The organism is Lonsdalea britannica, assembly GCF_946477055.1.
GTDB classification, from domain to species: domain Bacteria; phylum Pseudomonadota; class Gammaproteobacteria; order Enterobacterales; family Enterobacteriaceae; genus Lonsdalea; species Lonsdalea britannica_A.
Genome location: NZ_CAMKXG010000028.1, coordinates 1 through 19,929, shown reverse-complemented (window position 1 = coordinate 19,929; position 19,929 = coordinate 1). Strand labels below are relative to the sequence as shown.

The window sequence follows — 19,929 nt, the reverse complement described above, 5'->3', positions numbered from 1 at the left end:
GTTTATTTCGCGTCTGAATAAGGGAAACCATACGTTTAAGTTCCTGATCTGATGGCTCGCCGTGGTTCATCAGCCAGTTGAACAGATCGGGATCGTCGCACTGCAACAGGCGGACAAAAGCACTTTTGTCGCTATCGTTCAATGCATCGTAGTCATGCTCGAAAAACGGCATGATGGAAATATCCAGCTCACGCATACCGCGCCGACAGGCCCAGTGAATGCGTGATTTATCATTGATATCCATATGATCGCTCACTTTGTTCAGTCATAGACTTCAGTGTAACTCTATTTTGTTCGATGATATTAAACCAATAGTAATACTTTGACATATTTTAGCGCAGGATCGACATCGGCATGGCTCACTCTGCGTAGCGCTTCGCGCATTCGTCATCTCCGCCCAATAAGCGCTTGCAAACCCTTGCCGCTCTTTTACCATTAGGCGATTGCTGAACACCCCTCATCGCAGGACTGTAACCATGGCTAATACAATTCCATCACACCCTTTATTTCCGTCCTCCGCCCTTCCCGCCACGCTCATGACGCTGGAAGATTGGGGACTGGTCACTCTGGTCGGCCCCGACACCGTCAGCTATGTTCAGGGACAGGTCACCACCGACGTGACGGCGCTGGAGCCTAACCAGCATGTCCTCTGCGCCCACTGCGACGCCAAAGGTAAAATGTGGAGCGACCTGCGCCTGTTCCATCACGGCGAGGGACTGGCCTATGTTGAGCGCCGCAGCGTTCGCGATGTGCAGCTGACCGAGCTGAAAAAGTACGCCGTCTTCTCCAAAACCACGATGGGGGCCGATGACGAAACCGTACTGCTGGGCGCCGCCGGGCAAGGCATCCGGGAGCAACTCGCTCCCCTGTTTAACGCATTACCGGATGCCGACAACGCCGTAGTACAAGAGTCAGGCGCGACGCTACTGCATTTCACGCATCCGGACGAGCGTTTTCTATTGGTGCTGTCAGCCGAACGCGCGGCGGCCCTACTGAATGCGCTGGAAGATAAAACTAAGCGCAATAACAGCGCACAGTGGCTGGCGCTCGATATCGAAGCGGGCTACCCCGTGATTGACACGGCAAATAGCGCACAGTTCATTCCACAGGCAACAAATTTGCAGGCTTTACAGGGGATTAGTTTCCTTAAAGGATGCTATGCGGGGCAGGAAATGGTGGCGCGCGCCAAGTACCGCGGCGCCAATAAACGCGCGCTATATTGGCTCGCGGGCACGTCGACGATCGAACCCGCGGCAGGAGACGATCTCGAGCTGAAGCTGGGAGACAACTGGCGCCGTACCGGCACCGTGCTGGCGTCCGTTCGTTTACAGGACGGACAGCTGTGGGTGCAGGCGGTGTTAAATAACGACCTGGAAGCCGACAGCGTGTTGCGCGTACGGGACGACAGCGCCAGCGCACTGTCGATTCAGCCGCTGCCTTACTCACTGGAGGAGTAAGCGATCACGTGAGCGACCGCCTAAAACGGCACGTCGCAAGGCATGCGGCGAAGATGACCTTCGGTGATTTCGCCGCATGCCTGCCATTTCCAGCAAATCCGCTCTACGACAGCGCCAGCCTGATGACGCTGTTTCCGCTACGCGGTAATTTTGGGTCAGGACAATAATCGGTGCAGGCGCACTCGACGCGCGCCGGAAAACAACGCCTGAACGGTCATTCCTGAACGTTCATTCCCCCGTGTTCATGGCCGTTTTGACCAGCGGTGCAAAGCATTTCAGTCCCGGCATCTGACGCACGACACGGCTTGATGATGTTAAACGTAAAGATAAATCGCCAGGAAATGGCATAAGCTTCCCCCCAGCACGAATCCATGCCAGATAGCATGGTTAAAAGGGATCCGCTTGCTGGAATAAAAAATCACGCCCAGCGTATAGATCGCCCCGCCAACCGCCAGCAGCACCACGCCGCCGAGAGAGAGGGTAATGGCCAGTTCATAAATCACGATCAGCGATAGCCAGCCCATGACCAGATAGGTCACCAGCGAGAGAATCTCAAACCGGTGCGCAAATGCCATTTTGAAAATGACGCCCAGTAGCGCCAGACTCCAGATGGCAATCATCAGACCATACGCCAAGGGAGATTTCAGGCCCACCATCAGGAACGGGGTATAAGTGCCCGCAATCAGCAGGTAAATCGCGCAGTGATCGAACTTTTTCAGCCAGCGTTTGGCGCTTTGATTAGGAATGGCATGGTATAGCGTCGAAGCCAGAAACAGCAGAATGACCGTGGCGCCGTAGAGGCTGTAACTGGCGATGGCGGTGGCATCAGCACCGTTTTTTTCCGCCTGCGTCAGCAATAAAATCAGGCCGATGATGCCTAACACTAATCCGACCCCGTGGCTGATGCTATTGGCGATTTCTTCCGCCAGCGAATAACCCGAATCCAACACCTGCTTCTTCATGACCTACCTCTTGAAATATCCTTTTCGCCGCTCAATGAGGCAAAAAGCCCTGGCGGATGATGTTACCGCCACCAGAGTAACGGAGAACTATTTCAGTGTACACGCGTACGCTGAAATAATTATAGTCCTCACGATATGGCTGCTGTTGCCTGCGATCCTGCATTTCAATGTCGCCAAGGTTGCCTTACAATTGGGCTCCTTCCTTTATGGAGATTATTCAGATGTCCCTTGCCGTACTGGACTTTGGTCCCCTCACTGACGTCGTCGCATTCTTGATGGAAGTCGATAAACTCAAAAGCGTCAAACGCCGTTCCAAAGTGATTGGCACTGATTGTCAGGAAGATTCTGCCGAGCATAGCTGGCATTTTGCTCTGGCGGCGATGAGCCTTGCGCCTTATGCGGGAAAGGACGTTGATATTCAGCGCGTCATTCAGATGGCGCTGATCCACGATATCGTCGAGGTCGATGCAGGCGACGTGCTGGTTTACGATCTGCAGGGGCGTGCCGAAGTACACGACCGCGAAGTCGCCGCCGCCATACGACTGTTCGGTCTGCTGCCGGAACCGCAGCGCAGCCGCTTCCATCAGCTGTGGCTGGAATATGAAGCAAGCGAAACGCCTGACGCACGCTTCGCGCTGTTGATTGACCGCCTGATGCCGGTGTTAATGAATCTTCACAACGGCGGCCAAAGCTGGGTGGAGCACGGTATTCGCCTGGAACAGGTTATGTCGCGGAATGACTTCATTAGCGAGGTCTATCCTGAACTGTGGGGTTATCTCAGCCATCATCTGGAAGTCGCCCAGAGCAAAGGCTGGCTGAAGTAGTCAGCCCGCATCCCGGTCTGTTGCCTGTCACATCCATCGCGCAACAGACCGGCGTTCCCTCAGTCTTTCAATGGGTTATGAGCCGTTTCTTTGGCCGCCCATAATGCCCACAGCGTGATCATCAGCGCCAACGTCACATACAGTGAAATCGCCAGCGACGTGCCGTAAGACGTGAACAGGCTCGTGATAATCAGCGGCGCGAACCCCGCGCCCACAATGCCCGCCAACGTATAAGCCAGAGACGATCCCGCATAGCGCACCTGCGTAGGAAACTGCTCGGTGATGAACGCCGCCTGCGGCCCATACATCGCCGCATGGATCAGCAGTCCAACCACGACCGCCAGACATATCTGTACCGGCTGCGAACTGTCCAACAGGGTGAAAAAGACGAATGCCCACATGATTGCCGCCACCGCGCCGCCCATATAGACCGGCCGCCGACCGATGCGGTCGGACAGGATGCCGAACAGCGGGATGGCAATAGCATTGCCGAAAGCGCCCAGCATGGTGGCGGTTAAGGCCAGCGGGCGCGGCAAGTTCAGCACTGTCGTCACATACGTTAGGGTAAAGACCACCACCAGCGCATACAACACGTCGGAACCAATACGCGATCCGCCCGCGATCAACAGTGAACGCATATGCTGGCGGAAGACCACGCGGATAGGCGCCTGCGTGATGTGTTTACTCTTCTCCAACTGGAGAAAGGCTGGTGTTTCACCAACGCCGCTGCGCAGCCACAGACCGAATACAACCAGGACCAGACTCAACAGGAAAGGAATACGCCAACCCCACGCCTGAAAGCTTTCCGGCGACATGGAAAGCGTGATCAGCGTGATAAAACCGGTGCCGATGAGCGTTCCGCAGGAAGGACCGACCTGAGCAAACGAGGCGTTTCGTCCGCGCTGATGGGGTCTGCCATGTTCCATCGACAACAACACCGCTCCAGCCCATTCGCCGCCCAGCGCAATGCCCTGAATAAAACGCAGCGTGACCAGCAACACGGGACTCCAGATCCCCCAGCTGGCATAGCCCGGCAGCAGTCCCATTAACGCCGTCGTGACCCCCATGATCACCAGCGTGGCGACGAGCACGAAACGCCGCCCCAGCACGTCGCCCAGATGACCAAAGATGATCCCACCGATAGGCCGTGAGACGTAGCCGACCGCGTAGGTGGAAAAGGCCAGGATCGTGCCCACCAGCGGATCGAACGACGGGAAGAAAATATGGTTAAAGATCAGCGCCGCCATGATGTTGTAGACGGTAAAGTCATACCACTCCAGCGCCGTACCTATAGAGCTGGCGGCCGCCAGCTTGCCGGTGTTCGGCGTTTTGGCGGCGAGCGGCACCGCCTGTCCTGCCGTTTCAGTCGTCCCGATATTCATCATTTCAGCTCCTGTGCAGTCAATTGCCAACTCAAGGCGTAGTGCAAGACATCATGAAGAGATACATTCAAAACCTGTGCCGCCATCGCCGCCATTTGCTCACCGGCAGCCGGAGAACTACTTTCCAGCACCAGTAACGGCAGGAGCGCCGTAGGTTCAGGAGACGCATTCGGTAGCGGCGTGCTCAGCACCGCATCAGGCAGAAGCAGGCTGCTGCTGACGAATCCCGCGACGTCGGACAGCGATTCCCCTAAATGAGCGATACGTTCGATCAGGGCACCCTCCTCTGCCGGGGCGAGGGTAAGCAAGCTCAAATGACTCCCCGTACCGCGTCCGGTCACCGCCGTAATAGCGCACACCCGCCGCAGCGGATCCCGCATGCGCCGCAGGTTGATTTGCGACCACTCCGTTTGGTGGGAAAAGGCCGCCTGATAGGACGGCGAAGTAAAGCACTCCAGCGACGTCGTTTTGTACAGCCCCAGATATTTGCGTCCGCCCTGTAACGCCTGATAACGCGTACCGGTCAGAAAGCCGGGAATACGTACCCGCTCCTCCACGTGTTCGCAGTCGTACCACCGGTTAAAATCCGCCTCATCCTCTGCGGCGACGTCGGTGGCGACAAGCAGCATCCCGTTGGGGGTCACAGTCATGAATTTTCTCCTGTTCATTCAAATGAGACGGCGAGGCCGCCGTTAAGGCATCGTTCAATCGACAACGCCCATCCCAACAACGCGTTATCCTGCAGAGGCAATCCGCTCACCATCAGGCCGACCGGCGCATCGCCCGGTTGTTGACATGGCAGGGAGACCGCGCAGCCGTCCAGAAAGTTGATGATGGAAGGGTTTCGCAATGCTGCTCCGTTCACGCGAAAATAGGTCTCCTCATCCGCCTCCAGTTCGGCGATGGTTGGCGCGACAAAGGGGACGGTCGGCATCAGTAACGCATCGTAACCTTGGATTTCGACAGTCACCTGCCGCTGCCACTCCGTACGCTGGTGCACCAGCTGATCAGCGTCTCGCTCGCTCAGGGCCGCTCCGCGGCGAATACGCGACAGCACACGCGGGTCATACTCGGCGGCATGCCGCGCGATCAATGACTGATGCCAACGCCATGATTCCAGCGCGGTGAACCCGCCTGCGGCGTTGATGGCAGCCAATTCAGCAAAGGCCGTACACGGGACGGTTTCAATACGTGCTCCAGCCCGCGCCAAACGCCACAGGCTATGTTCGAACGCCGCCCCCACCGCGTCATCCAATCCGTCCAGTACCAAGGTTTGCGGTACCCCAAATCGGGCCTTCGACAAAGGCTGAGCCTGGGGTGACAGAGGCTGATGGGAAAGGACCCCGTCCAGCGCGAGGCAGTCGGCGATGCCGTGGGCGATAACGCCAACGGAATCCAGCGACGGCGACAGCGGCAGCACTCCCGTATCATCCATCCGCCGGGCCGTAGGCTTGTAACCGGTCAGACCGCAAAAAGCCGCCGGAATCCGCACCGATCCCCCGGTATCGCTGCCCACCGCCCCCAAACACATACCGTCCGCCACCGCGACCGCCGCGCCGGAAGAGGAGCCTCCCGGAATGCGGCGATTTTCCCGGTTCCACGGATTGGCCGGCGTCCCGTAGTGAGGATTTATCCCTAAGCCGGAATACGCGAATTCGGTCATATTGGTCTTCCCCACCACGACCGCGCCTGCGTGAAAAAGACGGCTGACCACGCCCGAATGCGCGGCGGCTGCCGGTGCTGCCGCCAACACGCAGGAACCGGCAAGCGTCGGCTCGCCCGCGACGTCGAACAGATCTTTGATGGCGATCGGCACGCCATCCAACGCTGAGCGCGCGCCACCTGCCGCACGTCGTTGATCAGACGCTCGGGCCTGCTGGCGGGCCTCTTCGGCGTAGACCCGGGTAAAGGCAAATGCGCCCTCTCCCTGCGTATCGGCAATCTGCGTCAGCGCGTCCTCGGTTAGCTCCGCCGACGTCCATTCACCCTTCGCCAGCCCGGCGGCGGCCTGCTGCAACGTTAACGCGCCCATCACGCCACCACCGGCAGTAAGACGCTGGAGTAGCTGTGGCTGATGGTGCGTCCCAGCTGTTCATCGACCAGTGCCATGCGAAACTCCGTCGCCGGGCGGATCCCGCCAATCGCCGTCATCGTGCCGCAGCTCATGGCAAGTCCGTCCGCCAACGTCGGAACGTCGGGCGCCAGATAGCGTTGTAGCAGCGCCATTGGCGGTTGCAGGCTGGCCAATGTGCCTTCTTGGTACAGCCGATACTCCCCGTCTTCGACGATCCATGAGCGCAGGATCAGCGAATCCCAATGAGCCATCACCTCGCGCAGCGGCCACGCTTCACGCGCGACCGGTTTGGCGCACAGCTGCTTTGACAGCGCCACGTTCTGGGCCTCCAGTTGGCGATCGGTATGATCCGACGCCAGCGAAACGTAAAGCTCGCCGCGATAGGAAAAGATCAGCGGTTCGGCTTCGCCGGAGCTGGCGTTGCCGACGACTTCGACGAGGGAGGACTGCGTCAGTTGGTTCGTCGCCACACGGTAGAAAAGCGGAATTGCACTGGGTTGAGGCACGCCCAGCGCCTCCAGTTCCCGGATATGGTGCATAACCGCGTCGCGATCGCGGCCGGTCCAACCGGCGATCACCAGACGATCAATCTCGACCTCAATTAACTTTTCTGCTGATTTTTCCAGCACATTGAAGATCAGTTTCATGCCGTTGCCATCCCCTCGTTAAAAAGCACTGTGAAATTTCACACGATTTTCAATTAGGGAATAAGCGATTTTCGTGCCATGTTTTGTGTACTATGGTGAAAGACTTTTCTTTGCAGGAGCGACACGTGAAGCACGTCGATGAACCCCATCAGGTCTTGCCGACAGCGGAAGAAGCCGGACTATCGCAGAACGAGCTGGCCTATCGGCGATTCAAACAGTTGCTGGTCACACTGAGCTACAAGCCCGGCGAATACGTGAATACGGCGCAGGTGATGAATGCGCTTGATATGGGCAGAACGCCCGTCAATCAGGCCATTCATCGGCTGGCGAACGAGGGATTGCTGCAGGTCATCCCGCGTAAGGGGGTCATGGTCTCTCCTCTTTCGATTAACGATGCGCTGGAACTGATCGACGTCCGTCTCGCGAACGAGAGCCTGTGCATACGGCTCGCCTGCCAGCGCGCCACAGCGGCGCAGCTGACCGAACTGAGCGAGTTGAATCAGGAGATCGAGACCGCCTGTCAGGCTCGCGACCGAATAAAAATGATGACGCTGGATCATGAATTTCATCAGATGCTGGCGCAAATCGCGGGCAACAGCACTCTGACGGACATTCTCAGCGTCTTGCACACCAGAGCGCAGCGTTTTTGGGCCAGCACCTTGTCCCGAGAAAGACATATGCAGGAGGTGGTTGAAGAACATCGCGCCGTTATCGAGGCGCTAATACGGCAAGACGCCGCCGCCGCGGAAGCCGCGATGGAGGCGCACATCCTGTCGTTCCGCCACGCGCTCCTCCACACCTTTTAATCGCGCTGCGCCGCTTAAAACATCGCGGGGGGCTTGCCTCACAGCAAGCCCCCCGCGCTTCTCATTGAAATGGCGCCTGAGTCAAGGCGAGACGCCGTCAGACGTAGTCGCTGACGGGAACGCAGGAGCAGAACAGGTTGCGATCGCCGTACACGTCATCCAGGCGCTTCACGGTCGGCCAGAACTTGTTCGCGGCTCCGGCCGGGAACACTGCCACATCCCGCCCGTAAGGGTGAGTCCACTCGGCAACCAGTTCGGTTTGAACATGCGGCGCGTTGACCAACGGATTATCATCCAGCGGCCACTCCCCGCGCGCCACACGGTCGATCTCTTCCCGTATCGCCAGCATCGCGTTGATAAAGCGGTCCAGCTCAACCTGACTTTCCGACTCCGTCGGTTCAATCATCAATGTGCCTGCGACCGGGAACGACATGGTTGGCGCATGGAATCCGTAGTCGATCAGCCGTTTGGCGATATCCAGCTCGCTGATCCCGCTGGCTTCCTTCAGGGGACGGATGTCCAGAATGCACTCATGCGCAACCCGACCACCGAGACCGCTGTAGAGTACCGGGAACGCCGACTGTAGCCGCGCCGCCACGTAGTTGGCGTTAAGAATGGCCATCTGACTGGCCTGCTTCAGCCCTTCTGCGCCCATCATGCGGATGTACATCCAGCTGATCGGCAGAATCGAGGCGCTGCCGAACGGCGCGGCGGAGACGGCACCCTGCTCGGTCAGCACGTCGTCGATCTTCACGACCTGATGCCCCGGCACAAACGGCGCCAAATGCGCTTTCACGCCTATCGGCCCCATCCCTGGTCCACCGCCGCCGTGAGGGATACAGAAGGTTTTATGCAGATTGAGATGCGAAACGTCCGCGCCGATAAAACCGGGCGAGGTAATGCCCACCTGCGCGTTCATATTGGCCCCGTCGAGGTACACCTGACCACCGTACTGATGCACAATCTGGCACACTTCGCGGATCGTCTCTTCATAGACGCCGTGAGTCGATGGATAGGTCACCATGATGCAGGCCAGCAGCTCCCCGGCTTGCGCCGCTTTCTCCCGCAGATCGTGCAGGTCGATGTTGCCCTGTTTGTCGCAGGCCACCACGGCCACGTCCATCCCCGCCATGTGCGCGGATGCCGGGTTGGTGCCGTGCGCGGAGCTCGGGATCAGGCAGATCCGCCGCTGCGACTCGTTGCGGCTTTCATGATATCGACGGATGGTCAGCAGGCCGGCATATTCGCCCTGCGCGCCGGAGTTCGGCTGCATACAGACGGCATCGTAGCCGGTCAGCAGGACCAGCCACTCGCTGAGCATGGCGATCATCTGGCGGTAGCCCTGAGCCTGCACCGGCGGGCAGAACGGGTGCAGCTCGGCGAATTCGGGCCAGGTGATCGGCAGCATTTCCGCCGCCGCGTTGAGTTTCATGGTGCAGGATCCCAGCGGGATCATCGCCTGATTGAGCGCCAGATCCTTGTTTTCCAGACGGTGCAGGTAGCGCATCATCTCGGTTTCGCTGTGATACCGATTGAACACCGGGTGCGTCAGGATACCGTCCGTTCGCAGCAGCGCGGCAGGCAACGAGTTAGACCGGGCGCTAACGTCGCGATCCAGCGCGTCGATATCCAGACCGTGATCGTCCCCCAGCAGGATGGCAAACAACGCGAGCACATCGTCGCGCGTCGTGGTTTCATCCAGCGAGATCCCCACCGCGCCTTCCAGATCGCTACGCAGGTTGACGCCGAAACTGAGCGCCCGGCTTAGCGTCGCCGCCTTGTCGGTAACCGAGACGGTTAGCGTGTCGAACCAGCGGGTATGCCATAGCGTCAAGCCGCGCTGTTGCAGACCGGCGGCCAGAATGTCGGTCAGACGGTGGATGCGTCGGGCGATGCGCTTCAGCCCTTCCGGTCCGTGGTATACCGCATACATCCCCGCCAAATTCGCTAACAGTACCTGGGAGGTACAGATGTTGGAGTTGGCCTTTTCACGGCGAATATGCTGTTCGCGAGTCTGCATCGCCATTCGCAGCGCAGTATTGCCCGCAGCGTCGCGGGAAACACCGATAATGCGGCCCGGCGTCGCGCGCTTATACTCTTCCCGACTGGCGAAGAACGCCGCATGCGGGCCGCCGTATCCCATCGGCACACCGAAACGCTGCGCGGAGCCAAAGACGATGTCCGCCCCTTGTGCGCCGGGGGCATCGAGCAATACCAGCGCGAGCAGATCCGCCGCGACGCAGGTAATGACCTTGCGTTCATGCAGCTCGGCCAGCAAGGCTCGATAGTCGTGCAGTTCGCCGGTCGTACCCAGCTGCTGCACCAGCACGCCGAAGACGCCGTCATCCTTCAGCGCTGCCTGCGGATCTCCGGTCACGATGTCGAAGCCGAAGGTCGCTGCGCGCGTCCGGATGACATCCAATGTTTGAGGATGGACGTCCTCCGCCACGAAGAAACGATTGGCCTGCTTGAGCTTGCTGACGCGTTTGGCCATCGCCATCGCTTCCGCCGCCGCAGTGGCTTCGTCCAGCAGCGATGCGGACGCCACCGGCAGGCCGGTCAGGTCCTGCGTAACCTGTTGAAAATTCAGCAGCGCTTCGAGCCGTCCCTGAGACACCTCGGGCTGATAAGGCGTGTAAGCGGTGTACCACCCCGGATTTTCCAGCACGTTACGCAGGATCACCGGCGGCATCTGCACGCCGTAGTAACCCATGCCGATATAACTTTTGTAGATCTGATTACGGCTGGCAATCGCCTTCAGCTCCGCCAGCGCCTGATGTTCCGTGACGGCATCCCCGACGGCGGGAGGGCTGGGTAATTGAATATCCGGCGGGACGATCTGCTGAATCAGTCTATCCAGCGATTCTGCGCCGACCGCCGCCAACATAGCCTGTTGCTGCTCGGCGGTGGGTCCGATATGGCGTTCAACGAAAGCGCTATGGTGTTCAAGTTGACTAAGAGTCTGGGTCATTACGACATTCCTGCATCAAACCACATCCAGCGAGCGCCGCTAACGGCGCCCCGAAAGATCGCCCTGCCTGCCGGGCGCGAACGACGGCTAGTGCGCGTCGTCCTCCTCATCCAGCAGCGTCTGGTAAGCGGCGGCATCCAATAGATTGTCCCACTCCGCGCCGTCGGCCGCCTTAATACGAAACAGCCAACCGCTGCCGTAAGGATCGCTGTTAACCTGTTCCGGAGCGCCTTCCAGCTCGCCGTTGACCGCGACAACTTCGCCGCTCAGCGGAGTGTAGACATCCGACGCGGCCTTGACCGACTCCGCTACGGCGCAGTCGTCCCCGGCGTTAAACTGACCGCCCACCTCGGGCAAGTCGATAAACACCATGTCGCCCAGCAGCGCCTGCGCATGCTCGGTGATCCCGACACGATAGGTGCCGTCTTCGTCCGCCGCGACCCACTCATGGGACGAGGTATATTTCAATTCCGCAGGTACATTGCTCATTGCCACCTTCTCCTTTTAGACAAAACGGTTAAATCTCAATCAGGGCTTTTCCTGCACGGACAAAATTCGGTTTCGTCACCCGAACAGGGACTTCTCGCTGACGTATGCGCACCACCGCCTGCTCGCCGATACCTTCCGGGACGCGAGCCAGTGCAATGCTGACGCCCAGGGTGGGCGAGAACGATCCGCTGGTGATCACGCCTTCGCGAACCGCACCGCTGGCATCGGTGAAATGCACTGGCAGACCGTTGCGCAATACGCCTTTTTCCGTCATCACCAGTCCGACCAACCGATCGGTGCCGTGGGCACGCTGGTGCTCCAGCACTTCACGACCAATAAACTGACGATCTTCCGGCTCCCAGGCGATCGTCCAGCCCATATTCGCTGCCAGGGGTGAAACGCTTTCATCCATATCCTGTCCGTACAGATTCATACCGGATTCCAGACGCAGCGTATCGCGCGCGCCGAGCCCCGCAGGCTTGACGCCCTCCGCCAGCAGCTGTTGCCACAGGCCGACCGCGTGCGCTTTCGGCAGCGCGATTTCATAGCCGGACTCGCCGGTATACCCGGTGGTGGCGATAAACCAGTCGCCGCTCTGCACGCCGAAAAACGGCTTCATCCCCGCCGTGTCTTTGCGCTGCTGCGACGTCAGCAATCGCTGTACCTTTTCCTGAGCCAACGGCCCCTGAATCGCGATGAGCGACAGGTCATCACGCTCCTGAATCTGCACCATGAACGGTTTGGCCTGCTCTTCGATCCACGCCAGATCTTTTTCGCGCGTGGCCGAATTCACCACCATCCGGAAAAAGTCTTCCTTTAGAAAGTAGACGATCAAATCATCTATCACGCCGGCAGAGGGGGTCAGCATGGCGGTGTAGAGCGCTTTACCGGGTTGCGTCAGCCGGGCGACGTCGTTCGCCAGCAGATGGCGTAAAAACTCGCGAACGCGAGCGCCATGCAAATCGACGATAGTCATGTGCGATACATCGAACATTCCGGCGCTCTTGCGAACCACGTGATGTTCTTCGATCTGGGAGCCGTAGTGCAGCGGCATCATCCAGCCATGAAAATCCACCATCTTGGCGCCGTCGGCCACATGTTGTTCATACAGCGGGGTTTGCTTTGCCATCTTTTCCCTCTACGTTAACCGTGTTTGGTTACAGCGGATGCGTCCAACGCAAACGTTATCTCTGCCTTTGAACTTACCACCGATGTGGGTTCATAACCACACGCCTTACCATAAGTAAATCTATATAATAGCGTCTGCAAAAAGCGGTATTCCGCCATCGTTTCATCCACTTTTTTCGCTACTAAAAAGCCAATAACCAGCATATACCAATACCTAAATTCAAATTATGACTTAAAAATAATAAAAATTGCTCAATCCCCCCTATTTATCAAAAATTGTCACACACGAAATGCATTAGATAATGTAATGCGAAAAAGTACGTAAAATTAGATTATTTCAGGCAAGAAGAAGACGGTTTAGAAAGGAGATCCGCAGACCTTACAGACGCGATCGACCGCGTTGCGATCCCCGTCACGCTTTGTTGCCATCCGGAAAGGGTTAGGCTGAGAGCAACGTTGAATAAAGGGGGGATATTCATATGAACAGGCAAAGAAAAAGGCGGCACATCACCGGTCTGTCATGACCGTGATGTGCCGCCCGCATCGAACGCGTCTGGCTTAGATCAGATGCGCGATGTTAACGTTTTCCATCAGATAGTGGTTGTCGGAGTAATCCACCGGAATCGCGATCACCGCCGGTCCGTCGACATCCATTGCCTGATGCAGTTTTGGAATCAGTTCTTCAGATGACTCAACCGCAAAGCCTTTCGCACCGAACGCTTCCGCATAGACTTTGAAGTCAATCGGTCCGAACTTGACGCAGGAGCCGCGGTTGTATTTCTTCTGTTCCTGAATCTCAACCATGTTGTAGGCGTTATCCACCCAGATGATATGCAGGACATTACAGTTCAGACGAACCGCCGTTTCCAGTTCCATACTGGACTGCATGAAGCCACCGTCGCCGGATACCGACAGCACTTTCTGGCTCGGATTCACCAACGCGGCCGCAATCGCCCACGGCAGCGCGACACCCATGGTCTGCTGACCGTTGGTCATCAGCACCTGACGTGCGCGGAAACTGTAGAGATAACGCGCCAGCCAGATATGGAAGCTCCCCATATCGACGCACAGCGTCACGTCTTTATTCACCAGATCCTGCATCGCACGAACCAGACGCAGCGGATGGATAGCGAAGCCGTTCATGTTGATGGCATGCGTCGCCAGCTGATGACGCAGTTCGCGACGCTCTTCCAGAATATTGATGGAATCGGAAGACAGGCGGATCGGCGAATTCAACTGCTCGTTAAGCATATCGATGGTGATGCAGATATCCCCAACCAGCTCCAGATCCGGACGGTAGTCGCATTCCAGTTCGGACGGCAGCACATCGATATGTACCAGCGTCGCATTACCGGTGTTCCACAGTGCTGGCGCGTATTCTACCGGGCTGTAGCCGACGGTGATGATCAGGTCGGCTTGCTGCAACAGTTTGTCGCCCGCCTGGTTATTGAACAGGCCGACACGACCAGCAAAATGGTCGAAGTGCTGCTGATCGATCACACCGGCAGCCTGATAGGTGCTGGTGACCGGCAGCTGGCTGCGGTGCAACAGGCGACGCAGCGCATCCGCGTTTTTAGGTTGGCTGGCCATCAGGCCCAGCAGCAGAATCGGGTTTTTCGCTTTTTCGATCATCTGCGCAACGCGTTTGACGTCCGACAGAGGCGCACTGTTCAGCGTCGGCAGGTTTGTCGCGGCCAGCACAGGGCTCGTGACCGGATCGTTGACGATGTCTTCCGGCAGGCTGATGAATGAAGCGCCCGGGCGACCGAACTCGGCGGCGCGGAAGGCGTTGGCCAGCACTTCAGAAATCGCGGAGGAAACAGGAATTTCCGCGCTGAATTTCGTGACCGGTTTGAACAGGCTGACGGTATCCAGGCTCTGGTGCGTCAGCTTCAGTCGGTCGGCGCGTTTCACCGCACCACCCAGCGCAACAATCGGGTCGCCTTCCGAGGTCGCCGTCGCCAGACCTGTTACCAGGTTGGAACAGCCCGGACCGGAAGTCACCATCGTAACGCCCGCTTTCCCCGTTAGACGGCCGATCGCCGATGCCATGAACGCCCCGTTGGCTTCATGACGTACGGGGATGGTCTGGATCGTTGAGTCAACAAGAGAATCAAAAACGCGGTCGACTTTAGCGCCAGGAATACCGAAGACGTATTTGACCCCTTCCTGCTCCAGATGTTTAACGATCAGATCCGCACCGCAAGCCCAGTGCTGTTGACCATCCTTATTTTCCATAACATTTTTCCTATGCATTTTTGTGCTTTCTTTTCAGTACCTTGATGAACTTTAGCTTTCCACCGAGTGGATGACGCTATCGAGATCGTCAGGGGACAAGTTGGCTCGCAGAAAATCCTGATCCAGAGGCAGGTCAATGACTAATTTGGCAATGGTGCCAAACTGCAACACGCCATTCTCCAGACGGTAATCCAGGATATGTCCGCCGCCTTGTCGGCTATCAGTGATAAAATGCTCGTGATAGCCGGCGACATTGATCCCCTGAACATAAGCAGGGCTACGAAAACCGATAACGTTGCCCTTGCAGTTGTCGAAACGGAAAGTCGGTTGCTGGGCGATAGCTTCCAGCATCGGTTTATAAGGTCGTTCCTGGCGAGGTACCGTACGAGTTTCGACGTAGCTGAAGCAGCCATCGATTCGTAAAGCACAAAAAAGATTGTCTGTTGCAACAAAATCATCAATACGCTGATGAAGATCCTCACGACTGATCGGACGGTCAAACTGCATCTTTTCAGTCGGACGGAAGAAGGTCATTACGGCAAAAGGGGTTTTCTGATCGGGTTTGGCGGCGCGTGCGCTGCCATCGGAGCGCAGCTGGAAAATACGGCTTTCCATCGCCACTAGCTCTCCGTCAAGATCGTTAAACGTGCCTAATCCGAAATCTCCATGTTCTAGCAGATCCGCCATGGTTGTACTGCCTTCGTACACGCCATTTATCAAACCGCTCATCAATGAGGTTTGATAGATCTGACACTCTGGGTGGTGTTTTTGGTGCTGATGGACGAAGTTGGCAAGCTCTGCCATACAGGGGTCAACGCAGTTGGAATCTTTCATATCCCTTCTCTTCCGACGAGGTACGACATAAATTTAATTAATGTTTCCCTTGAATATTGCTCTCGTGAGATTCAAAGTTCCAATATAAAAACGTGACTATTTGGAGATCTAAAATATATGGAGTTACGTTATCTGCGCTATTTCGTCGCCGTCGCCTCAACTCGACACTTTACCCGCGCAGCTGAATCATTAGGGATATCGCAACCTCCGCTTAGTCAACAAATACAAAAGCTTGAACGTGAAATCGGGACGCCTTTGCTGAAGCGGATGACGCGCGGCGTGGAGATGACCGAAGCGGGAGAAGCCTTTTACCAGGACGCCAAGCAGATACTCGAACTGACCGATGCCGCGATGGATCGGGTGCGGTGTATCGCTCGCGGAGAGAGCGGCGCGATTAATGTGGGGTTTTCTTGCGCAGTCACCTTCCATCCATTGGTGCTGAAAATGCTGCGACTTTACCGTCAGCGCTTCCCAAACGTGCAGATGCAACCGCAGGAAGAGCACATCAATGAGATTCTGGAGAGCCTGCGCAACCGCAGCACGGATATCGCCTTCGTGCGCCTGCCCTGCGACATCGGCGACGAGTTCGACGGTGAAATTCTGGTCGAAGAGGATATGCGGCTGGTGTTGCCGGACAACCATCCGCTCAGCGATCAGCAGGAAGTGCATCTGAGCCAGATGGAGTCAGAACCGCTGATTATTTTCCCACGCGAACTCTGTCCCAGCCTGCACGACATGATCATTCGCGCCTGCTATCTAGCGGGTTATCAGCCTAAAATCAACCCGTTGGCGCCGCATATTACGGCGACGATCAGCATGGTCGCTTCCGGCTTCGGTATCACGTTTATTCCGGAGTCCCTTTCCTGCATTCAGGCTGGCAACGTGACCTATCACAACATCGATACGCCCCATCTCAATACGCAGATTGCGGTTATCTGGCGCAAGCACGATACATCAGCCACCCTGCATAATATGGTGCAACTGCTGCACGGCCACGAACAGGAAAAGTAACCCCTTCTGTAGCTAACACCCTCAAAGCAGATCACGGCGAGCCTGATATTCAGGCTCGCCCGTTTTTGCGCGTCAAACCGTCAGAAATCGTAGCCGACGGTCGCGATGACGGAACGCTCAGCGCCCCAGTAACAGGTTCTCAATTCATAGCAGGAGGCGATGTACGTTCTGTCCGTCAGATTGTTGACGTTGACCTGTGCGTAAGCCCCTTTGAGCGAGGGATTCCAGCTCCCCAGATCGACCCGGACAGAGGCGTCCAGCAGCGTCACGGAGGGCAGTTGCAGCGTGTTGGCATCATCGGCCCACTGTTTGCCGATGTGGCGTACGCCAATGCCCAGATTGATGCCCGCGCCCGCGTCATACTGAGTCCATAACGAAGCCATCTGCTTCGGCGCCAGTACCGGCGTGTTGCCGTCGTTACCCTCCACGGTCTCTTTATATTTCACCTTGCTGTAGGTGTAACCCGCAATGACGCTCAGCCGTTCGGTGATCGGCGTTCTGGCTTCCAGTTCCAGCCCCTGAGACTGCACCTTGCCGACCGGCTCATAGTAATTGCCCACAATGTTGCGGGTGGCGACGTCGTTTTGCGTCAGATCGTACACGGCCGCGGTGTAAAGCGCCTTGGTGCCCGGCGGCTGGTATTTAATACCACCTTCAATCTGCTCACTGCTCATCGGCTTGAGCGGGTTTCCCTGAGAGTCTGCATACAGCGCGGGCGTGACGGCCTGACTGTAGCTGACATAAGGCGAAATACCGTTATCAAAGGCATACAGCAGCGCGGCCCGCCCGCTGAACCGTTCATCGTCGCGTTGGCCGCGACTATCCGTGGTCAGGTTTTTATTGTCGAATGTGATCGCGTCATAACGGCCAGACAGCGTCAGATACCAGCGCTGCCACTGCATATCGTCCTGCACATAAACACCGGTCTGTTTGTAGCGCCGCTGTGAGTCAAAACGATAAAAATCGGTGACTGCATCCCCGCCCGACTGGCCGGTGAACGGGTCCAGCAGCGTCGCCGTACCCGACGCGTCCCATAGGTTGTTGGTGAAGTACTGGAAATCAACGCCGAAGAGGGTTTTGTGTTTGACGTCGCCGGTTTCGAAATCTGCCGCCAGCTGATTATCGACGGCATACGCATCCAGCGAAGAGGACTCTGCGGTGTAATAACGTGACAGTTTGTCCGTCTCTACGCTGCTCCAGCCGTACTGATAAATTTGCTGAATATTGACGTTGGAGTGGACGTAGCTGGCGTTTTGCCTGAACGCCCAGGTATCGTTGAACCGGTGAGAGAATTCATAGCCATACATCTGCTGGTTACGCTTGTAGTCATCCAGACTTTTCTCCCCGTCAAACAGGCCGCGCGCGAATTTGGGTCCCTGATAGGCGTAGACGCTGCCCGCCGCAGGCACGGAGCCGTGATAACCCCCTGCCGGATCCTTCTGCAGATACGCTTTCAGCAACAGCGTGGTGTCTTCATCCGGCTGCCACAGAAGAGAAGGCGCAATCGCATAGCGCTCCTCGCGCGGGCCGTCATACATGGTGTCGCTGCTATGGGTCAGCCCCGTCACACGAAACGCCCAGTTGTCGTTGATCCCCTGCGTATAGTCGAACGCCGCGCCCCGATCGTTGTGGGTGCCAGCGCTGAGGCGGAAGTGTCCTTCCGGGATAAACTGCGGCCGCTTGGAGGTCATCATCACCAGACCGCCGGGCACGCTTTGTCCGTACAGAGAGGACGAAGGGCCTTTAATGACGTCAATACGCTCCAGGAACCACGGATCGACTTGCAGGCTGTTATGACTGCCGCTGTCGCTCAGTACGCGCAAACCGTCGAGGAAGGTGTTGTTCACATCCGCGCCATGAAATCCACGTAACGAAACCGTATCAAATCGCGTCGCCCCGCCGGAGAAATTGGTGAAGACGCCCGGCGTATAGTTCAGCGCCTCATTCACCGTCATCACGTTTTGATCGCGCATTTGCTGGCGAGTGACCACGGAAACCGACTGGGGTGTCACCACCAACGGTTTATCGGTTTTGGTCGCGCCCTGTGACGTCGTAGCGGTATAGCCCGCGGTTGGGGATAGCGCGGACTCCTCGGGCTGAGCTGACACTTCGATAACATCTTCAGCAGCCAGAACGAAGGCAGGTGTTGTCAGCGCAACAAGCACGCCGTAATGACGCAATAAAGGAAGGGATGACATGCGATAGGTTCCTGAATAAGCGCCTGGACAGTGGGCTTCCTTTTTCAGTCACTGTGCGCGTATCGCGAAAAGTGCATCACTTCAGGCGGAAACCTATCGTTCGAAAAGCGCAAAAAAATAGTTAAGAGTAATAATAATTATTACCATTATTATTTGCGTATTCAACCCGTAAAGTTTGCGGTTTTCATATGATTCTGTTTCTTTTTGAGGAGCGGTCACGCTCCAACATTTTCTGGCATCAGTTCAAAGCTGGGGGGGAAACGGCTGGTGGATGACCCTGCCCGGCATGAGTTGTATTCAGAACGGTTTTCTATATGATAGTAATTATCATTATCGTCATGGTAAGAGACTATGTTGACCGCGATGATTGCCGCCTGCGGGCTATGGGGAGTTACCTGGTACTTCGGTAAACCGCTTTCCAGCGCCTGGGGGATTCTGGTTCCTGTGACGTTGATGCCTGTGCTGCTACTGCCCGGCATCGACCTGCACTCACTGAAATACATCGTTACCCTGGCCATGCTGGCAACGCTGGGGATGCTGTTTCATCAACGATTGCGCCACTATTTGCTGCTGCCGTCCTGTATTGCGCTGGTAGGCGGACTGACGGCGCTATCCGTGACGCTGCGCGGCATCTAGCGATAAAAAATGATTTAGGTGGAAATAAGAGGAAGTAATCTAAGGGGATAATTGTGAGGATAAAGCCGGGAGAATAATACGTGGTGCGAAGAGAGGGACTTGAACCCTCACGTCCGTTAAGACACTAACACCTGAAGCTAGCGCGTCTACCAATTCCGCCACCTTCGCACATGAGATTTTCTACGTATTACGTACTGCGCGATCTGTATCACCAGCTTGGTGCGAAGAGAGGGACTTGAACCCTCACGTCCGTTAAGACACTAACACCTGAA

At 56.8% G+C, this 19,929-nt stretch carries 18 protein-coding genes and 1 tRNA gene; 6 read left to right on the top strand and 13 right to left on the bottom strand.

Annotation, left to right across the window (positions count from 1 at the left end):
• Window positions 1-244, bottom strand: a 244-nt coding sequence (sdhE, locus tag Q7O77_RS03795; protein ID WP_304163696.1) for an FAD assembly factor SdhE, incomplete at its 3' end; no start/stop codon positions are given.
• A gap of 232 nt (window positions 245-476) precedes the next feature.
• Between sdhE and ygfZ the strand changes: the two genes are divergently transcribed.
• A complete protein-coding gene (ygfZ, locus tag Q7O77_RS03790) occupies window positions 477-1,457 on the top strand; it encodes a tRNA-modifying protein YgfZ (RefSeq protein WP_304163695.1) in 981 nt (326 codons plus the stop codon).
• A gap of 8 nt (window positions 1,458-1,465) precedes the next feature.
• On the top strand, window positions 1,466-1,624 hold the full coding sequence (locus Q7O77_RS03785; protein ID WP_304163694.1) for a hypothetical protein: 159 nt from the start codon (window positions 1,466-1,468) through the stop codon (window positions 1,622-1,624).
• A 147-nt stretch (window positions 1,625-1,771) separates the two neighbouring features.
• On the opposite strand, the gene Q7O77_RS03780 is transcribed toward Q7O77_RS03785, so the two are convergent.
• The gene (locus Q7O77_RS03780) at window positions 1,772-2,419 is read right to left on the bottom strand and encodes a hemolysin III family protein (RefSeq protein WP_304163693.1); all 648 of its coding nucleotides are present in this window, start codon (window positions 2,417-2,419) and stop codon (window positions 1,772-1,774) included.
• Between the two features lie 221 nt (window positions 2,420-2,640).
• Here Q7O77_RS03780 and Q7O77_RS03775 point away from each other — a divergent pair, with 221 nt between their 5' ends.
• Window positions 2,641-3,243, top strand: coding sequence for an HD family hydrolase (locus Q7O77_RS03775; protein ID WP_304163692.1), 603 nt, complete (start codon window positions 2,641-2,643; stop codon window positions 3,241-3,243).
• 59 nt (window positions 3,244-3,302) lie between these two features.
• On the opposite strand, the gene Q7O77_RS03770 is transcribed toward Q7O77_RS03775, so the two are convergent.
• The 4 genes from Q7O77_RS03770 to Q7O77_RS03755 are packed head-to-tail and all read right to left on the bottom strand — an operon-like array spanning window position 3,303 to window position 7,346.
• Window positions 3,303-4,628, bottom strand: coding sequence for an MFS transporter (locus Q7O77_RS03770; RefSeq protein WP_099045402.1), 1,326 nt, complete (start codon window positions 4,626-4,628; stop codon window positions 3,303-3,305).
• Window positions 4,625-5,275: a DUF4286 family protein gene (locus Q7O77_RS03765; RefSeq protein ID WP_304163691.1), complete on the bottom strand. Its 651-nt coding sequence runs from the start codon at window positions 5,273-5,275 to the stop codon at window positions 4,625-4,627. Before Q7O77_RS03765 ends, Q7O77_RS03770 begins: the two co-directional genes overlap by 4 nt.
• Before the next feature lie 14 nt (window positions 5,276-5,289).
• Entirely contained in the window at window positions 5,290-6,657 is a 1,368-nt protein-coding gene (locus Q7O77_RS03760) for an amidase (RefSeq protein ID WP_304163690.1), read from the bottom strand.
• Window positions 6,657-7,346: a DUF2848 domain-containing protein gene (locus Q7O77_RS03755; RefSeq protein WP_304163689.1), complete on the bottom strand. Its 690-nt coding sequence runs from the start codon at window positions 7,344-7,346 to the stop codon at window positions 6,657-6,659. The genes Q7O77_RS03760 and Q7O77_RS03755 overlap by 1 nt, the downstream gene beginning before the upstream one ends.
• A 125-nt stretch (window positions 7,347-7,471) precedes the next feature.
• On the opposite strand from Q7O77_RS03755, the gene Q7O77_RS03750 reads away from it, so the two are divergent.
• Window positions 7,472-8,152 (top strand): GntR family transcriptional regulator, encoded by a 681-nt coding sequence (locus Q7O77_RS03750; RefSeq protein ID WP_304163688.1) that lies wholly within the window; start codon window positions 7,472-7,474, stop codon window positions 8,150-8,152.
• Window positions 8,153-8,249: 97 nt separating this feature from the next.
• On the opposite strand, the gene gcvP is transcribed toward Q7O77_RS03750, so the two are convergent.
• From gcvP to budA, 5 genes are all read right to left on the bottom strand, one after another.
• On the bottom strand, window positions 8,250-11,123 hold the full coding sequence (gene gcvP, locus Q7O77_RS03745) for an aminomethyl-transferring glycine dehydrogenase (RefSeq protein ID WP_304163687.1): 2,874 nt from the start codon (window positions 11,121-11,123) through the stop codon (window positions 8,250-8,252).
• An 87-nt stretch (window positions 11,124-11,210) separates the two neighbouring features.
• Window positions 11,211-11,612 (bottom strand): glycine cleavage system protein GcvH, encoded by a 402-nt coding sequence (gcvH, locus tag Q7O77_RS03740; protein ID WP_304163686.1) that lies wholly within the window; start codon window positions 11,610-11,612, stop codon window positions 11,211-11,213.
• Window positions 11,613-11,640: 28 nt separating this feature from the next.
• Window positions 11,641-12,741, bottom strand: a complete 1,101-nt coding sequence (gene gcvT / locus Q7O77_RS03735) for a glycine cleavage system aminomethyltransferase GcvT (RefSeq protein WP_304163685.1) — start codon at window positions 12,739-12,741, stop codon at window positions 11,641-11,643.
• Between the two features lie 557 nt (window positions 12,742-13,298).
• Window positions 13,299-14,978, bottom strand: coding sequence for an acetolactate synthase AlsS (gene alsS / locus Q7O77_RS03730; RefSeq protein ID WP_304163684.1), 1,680 nt, complete (start codon window positions 14,976-14,978; stop codon window positions 13,299-13,301).
• Window positions 14,979-15,029: 51 nt separating this feature from the next.
• A complete protein-coding gene (gene budA, locus Q7O77_RS03725; RefSeq protein ID WP_304163683.1) occupies window positions 15,030-15,812 on the bottom strand; it encodes an acetolactate decarboxylase in 783 nt (260 codons plus the stop codon).
• Window positions 15,813-15,929: 117 nt separating this feature from the next.
• On the opposite strand from budA, the gene Q7O77_RS03720 reads away from it, so the two are divergent.
• A complete protein-coding gene (locus Q7O77_RS03720; RefSeq protein ID WP_304163682.1) occupies window positions 15,930-16,823 on the top strand; it encodes a LysR family transcriptional regulator in 894 nt (297 codons plus the stop codon).
• A gap of 80 nt (window positions 16,824-16,903) precedes the next feature.
• Here Q7O77_RS03720 and Q7O77_RS03715 read toward each other — a convergent pair whose 3' ends face one another.
• On the bottom strand, window positions 16,904-19,021 hold the full coding sequence (locus Q7O77_RS03715; protein ID WP_304163681.1) for a TonB-dependent siderophore receptor: 2,118 nt from the start codon (window positions 19,019-19,021) through the stop codon (window positions 16,904-16,906).
• A 351-nt stretch (window positions 19,022-19,372) separates the two neighbouring features.
• Here Q7O77_RS03715 and Q7O77_RS03710 point away from each other — a divergent pair, with 351 nt between their 5' ends.
• Window positions 19,373-19,657 carry a DUF1435 domain-containing protein gene (locus Q7O77_RS03710; RefSeq protein ID WP_304163680.1) on the top strand — a complete coding sequence of 95 codons (285 nt, stop codon included), beginning with the start codon at window positions 19,373-19,375 and terminating at the stop codon, window positions 19,655-19,657.
• Window positions 19,658-19,738: 81 nt separating this feature from the next.
• Here the strand turns inward: Q7O77_RS03710 and Q7O77_RS03705 are convergent.
• Window positions 19,739-19,825 (bottom strand) — tRNA-Leu (locus tag Q7O77_RS03705).
• Window positions 19,826-19,929 lie beyond the last annotated feature (104 nt).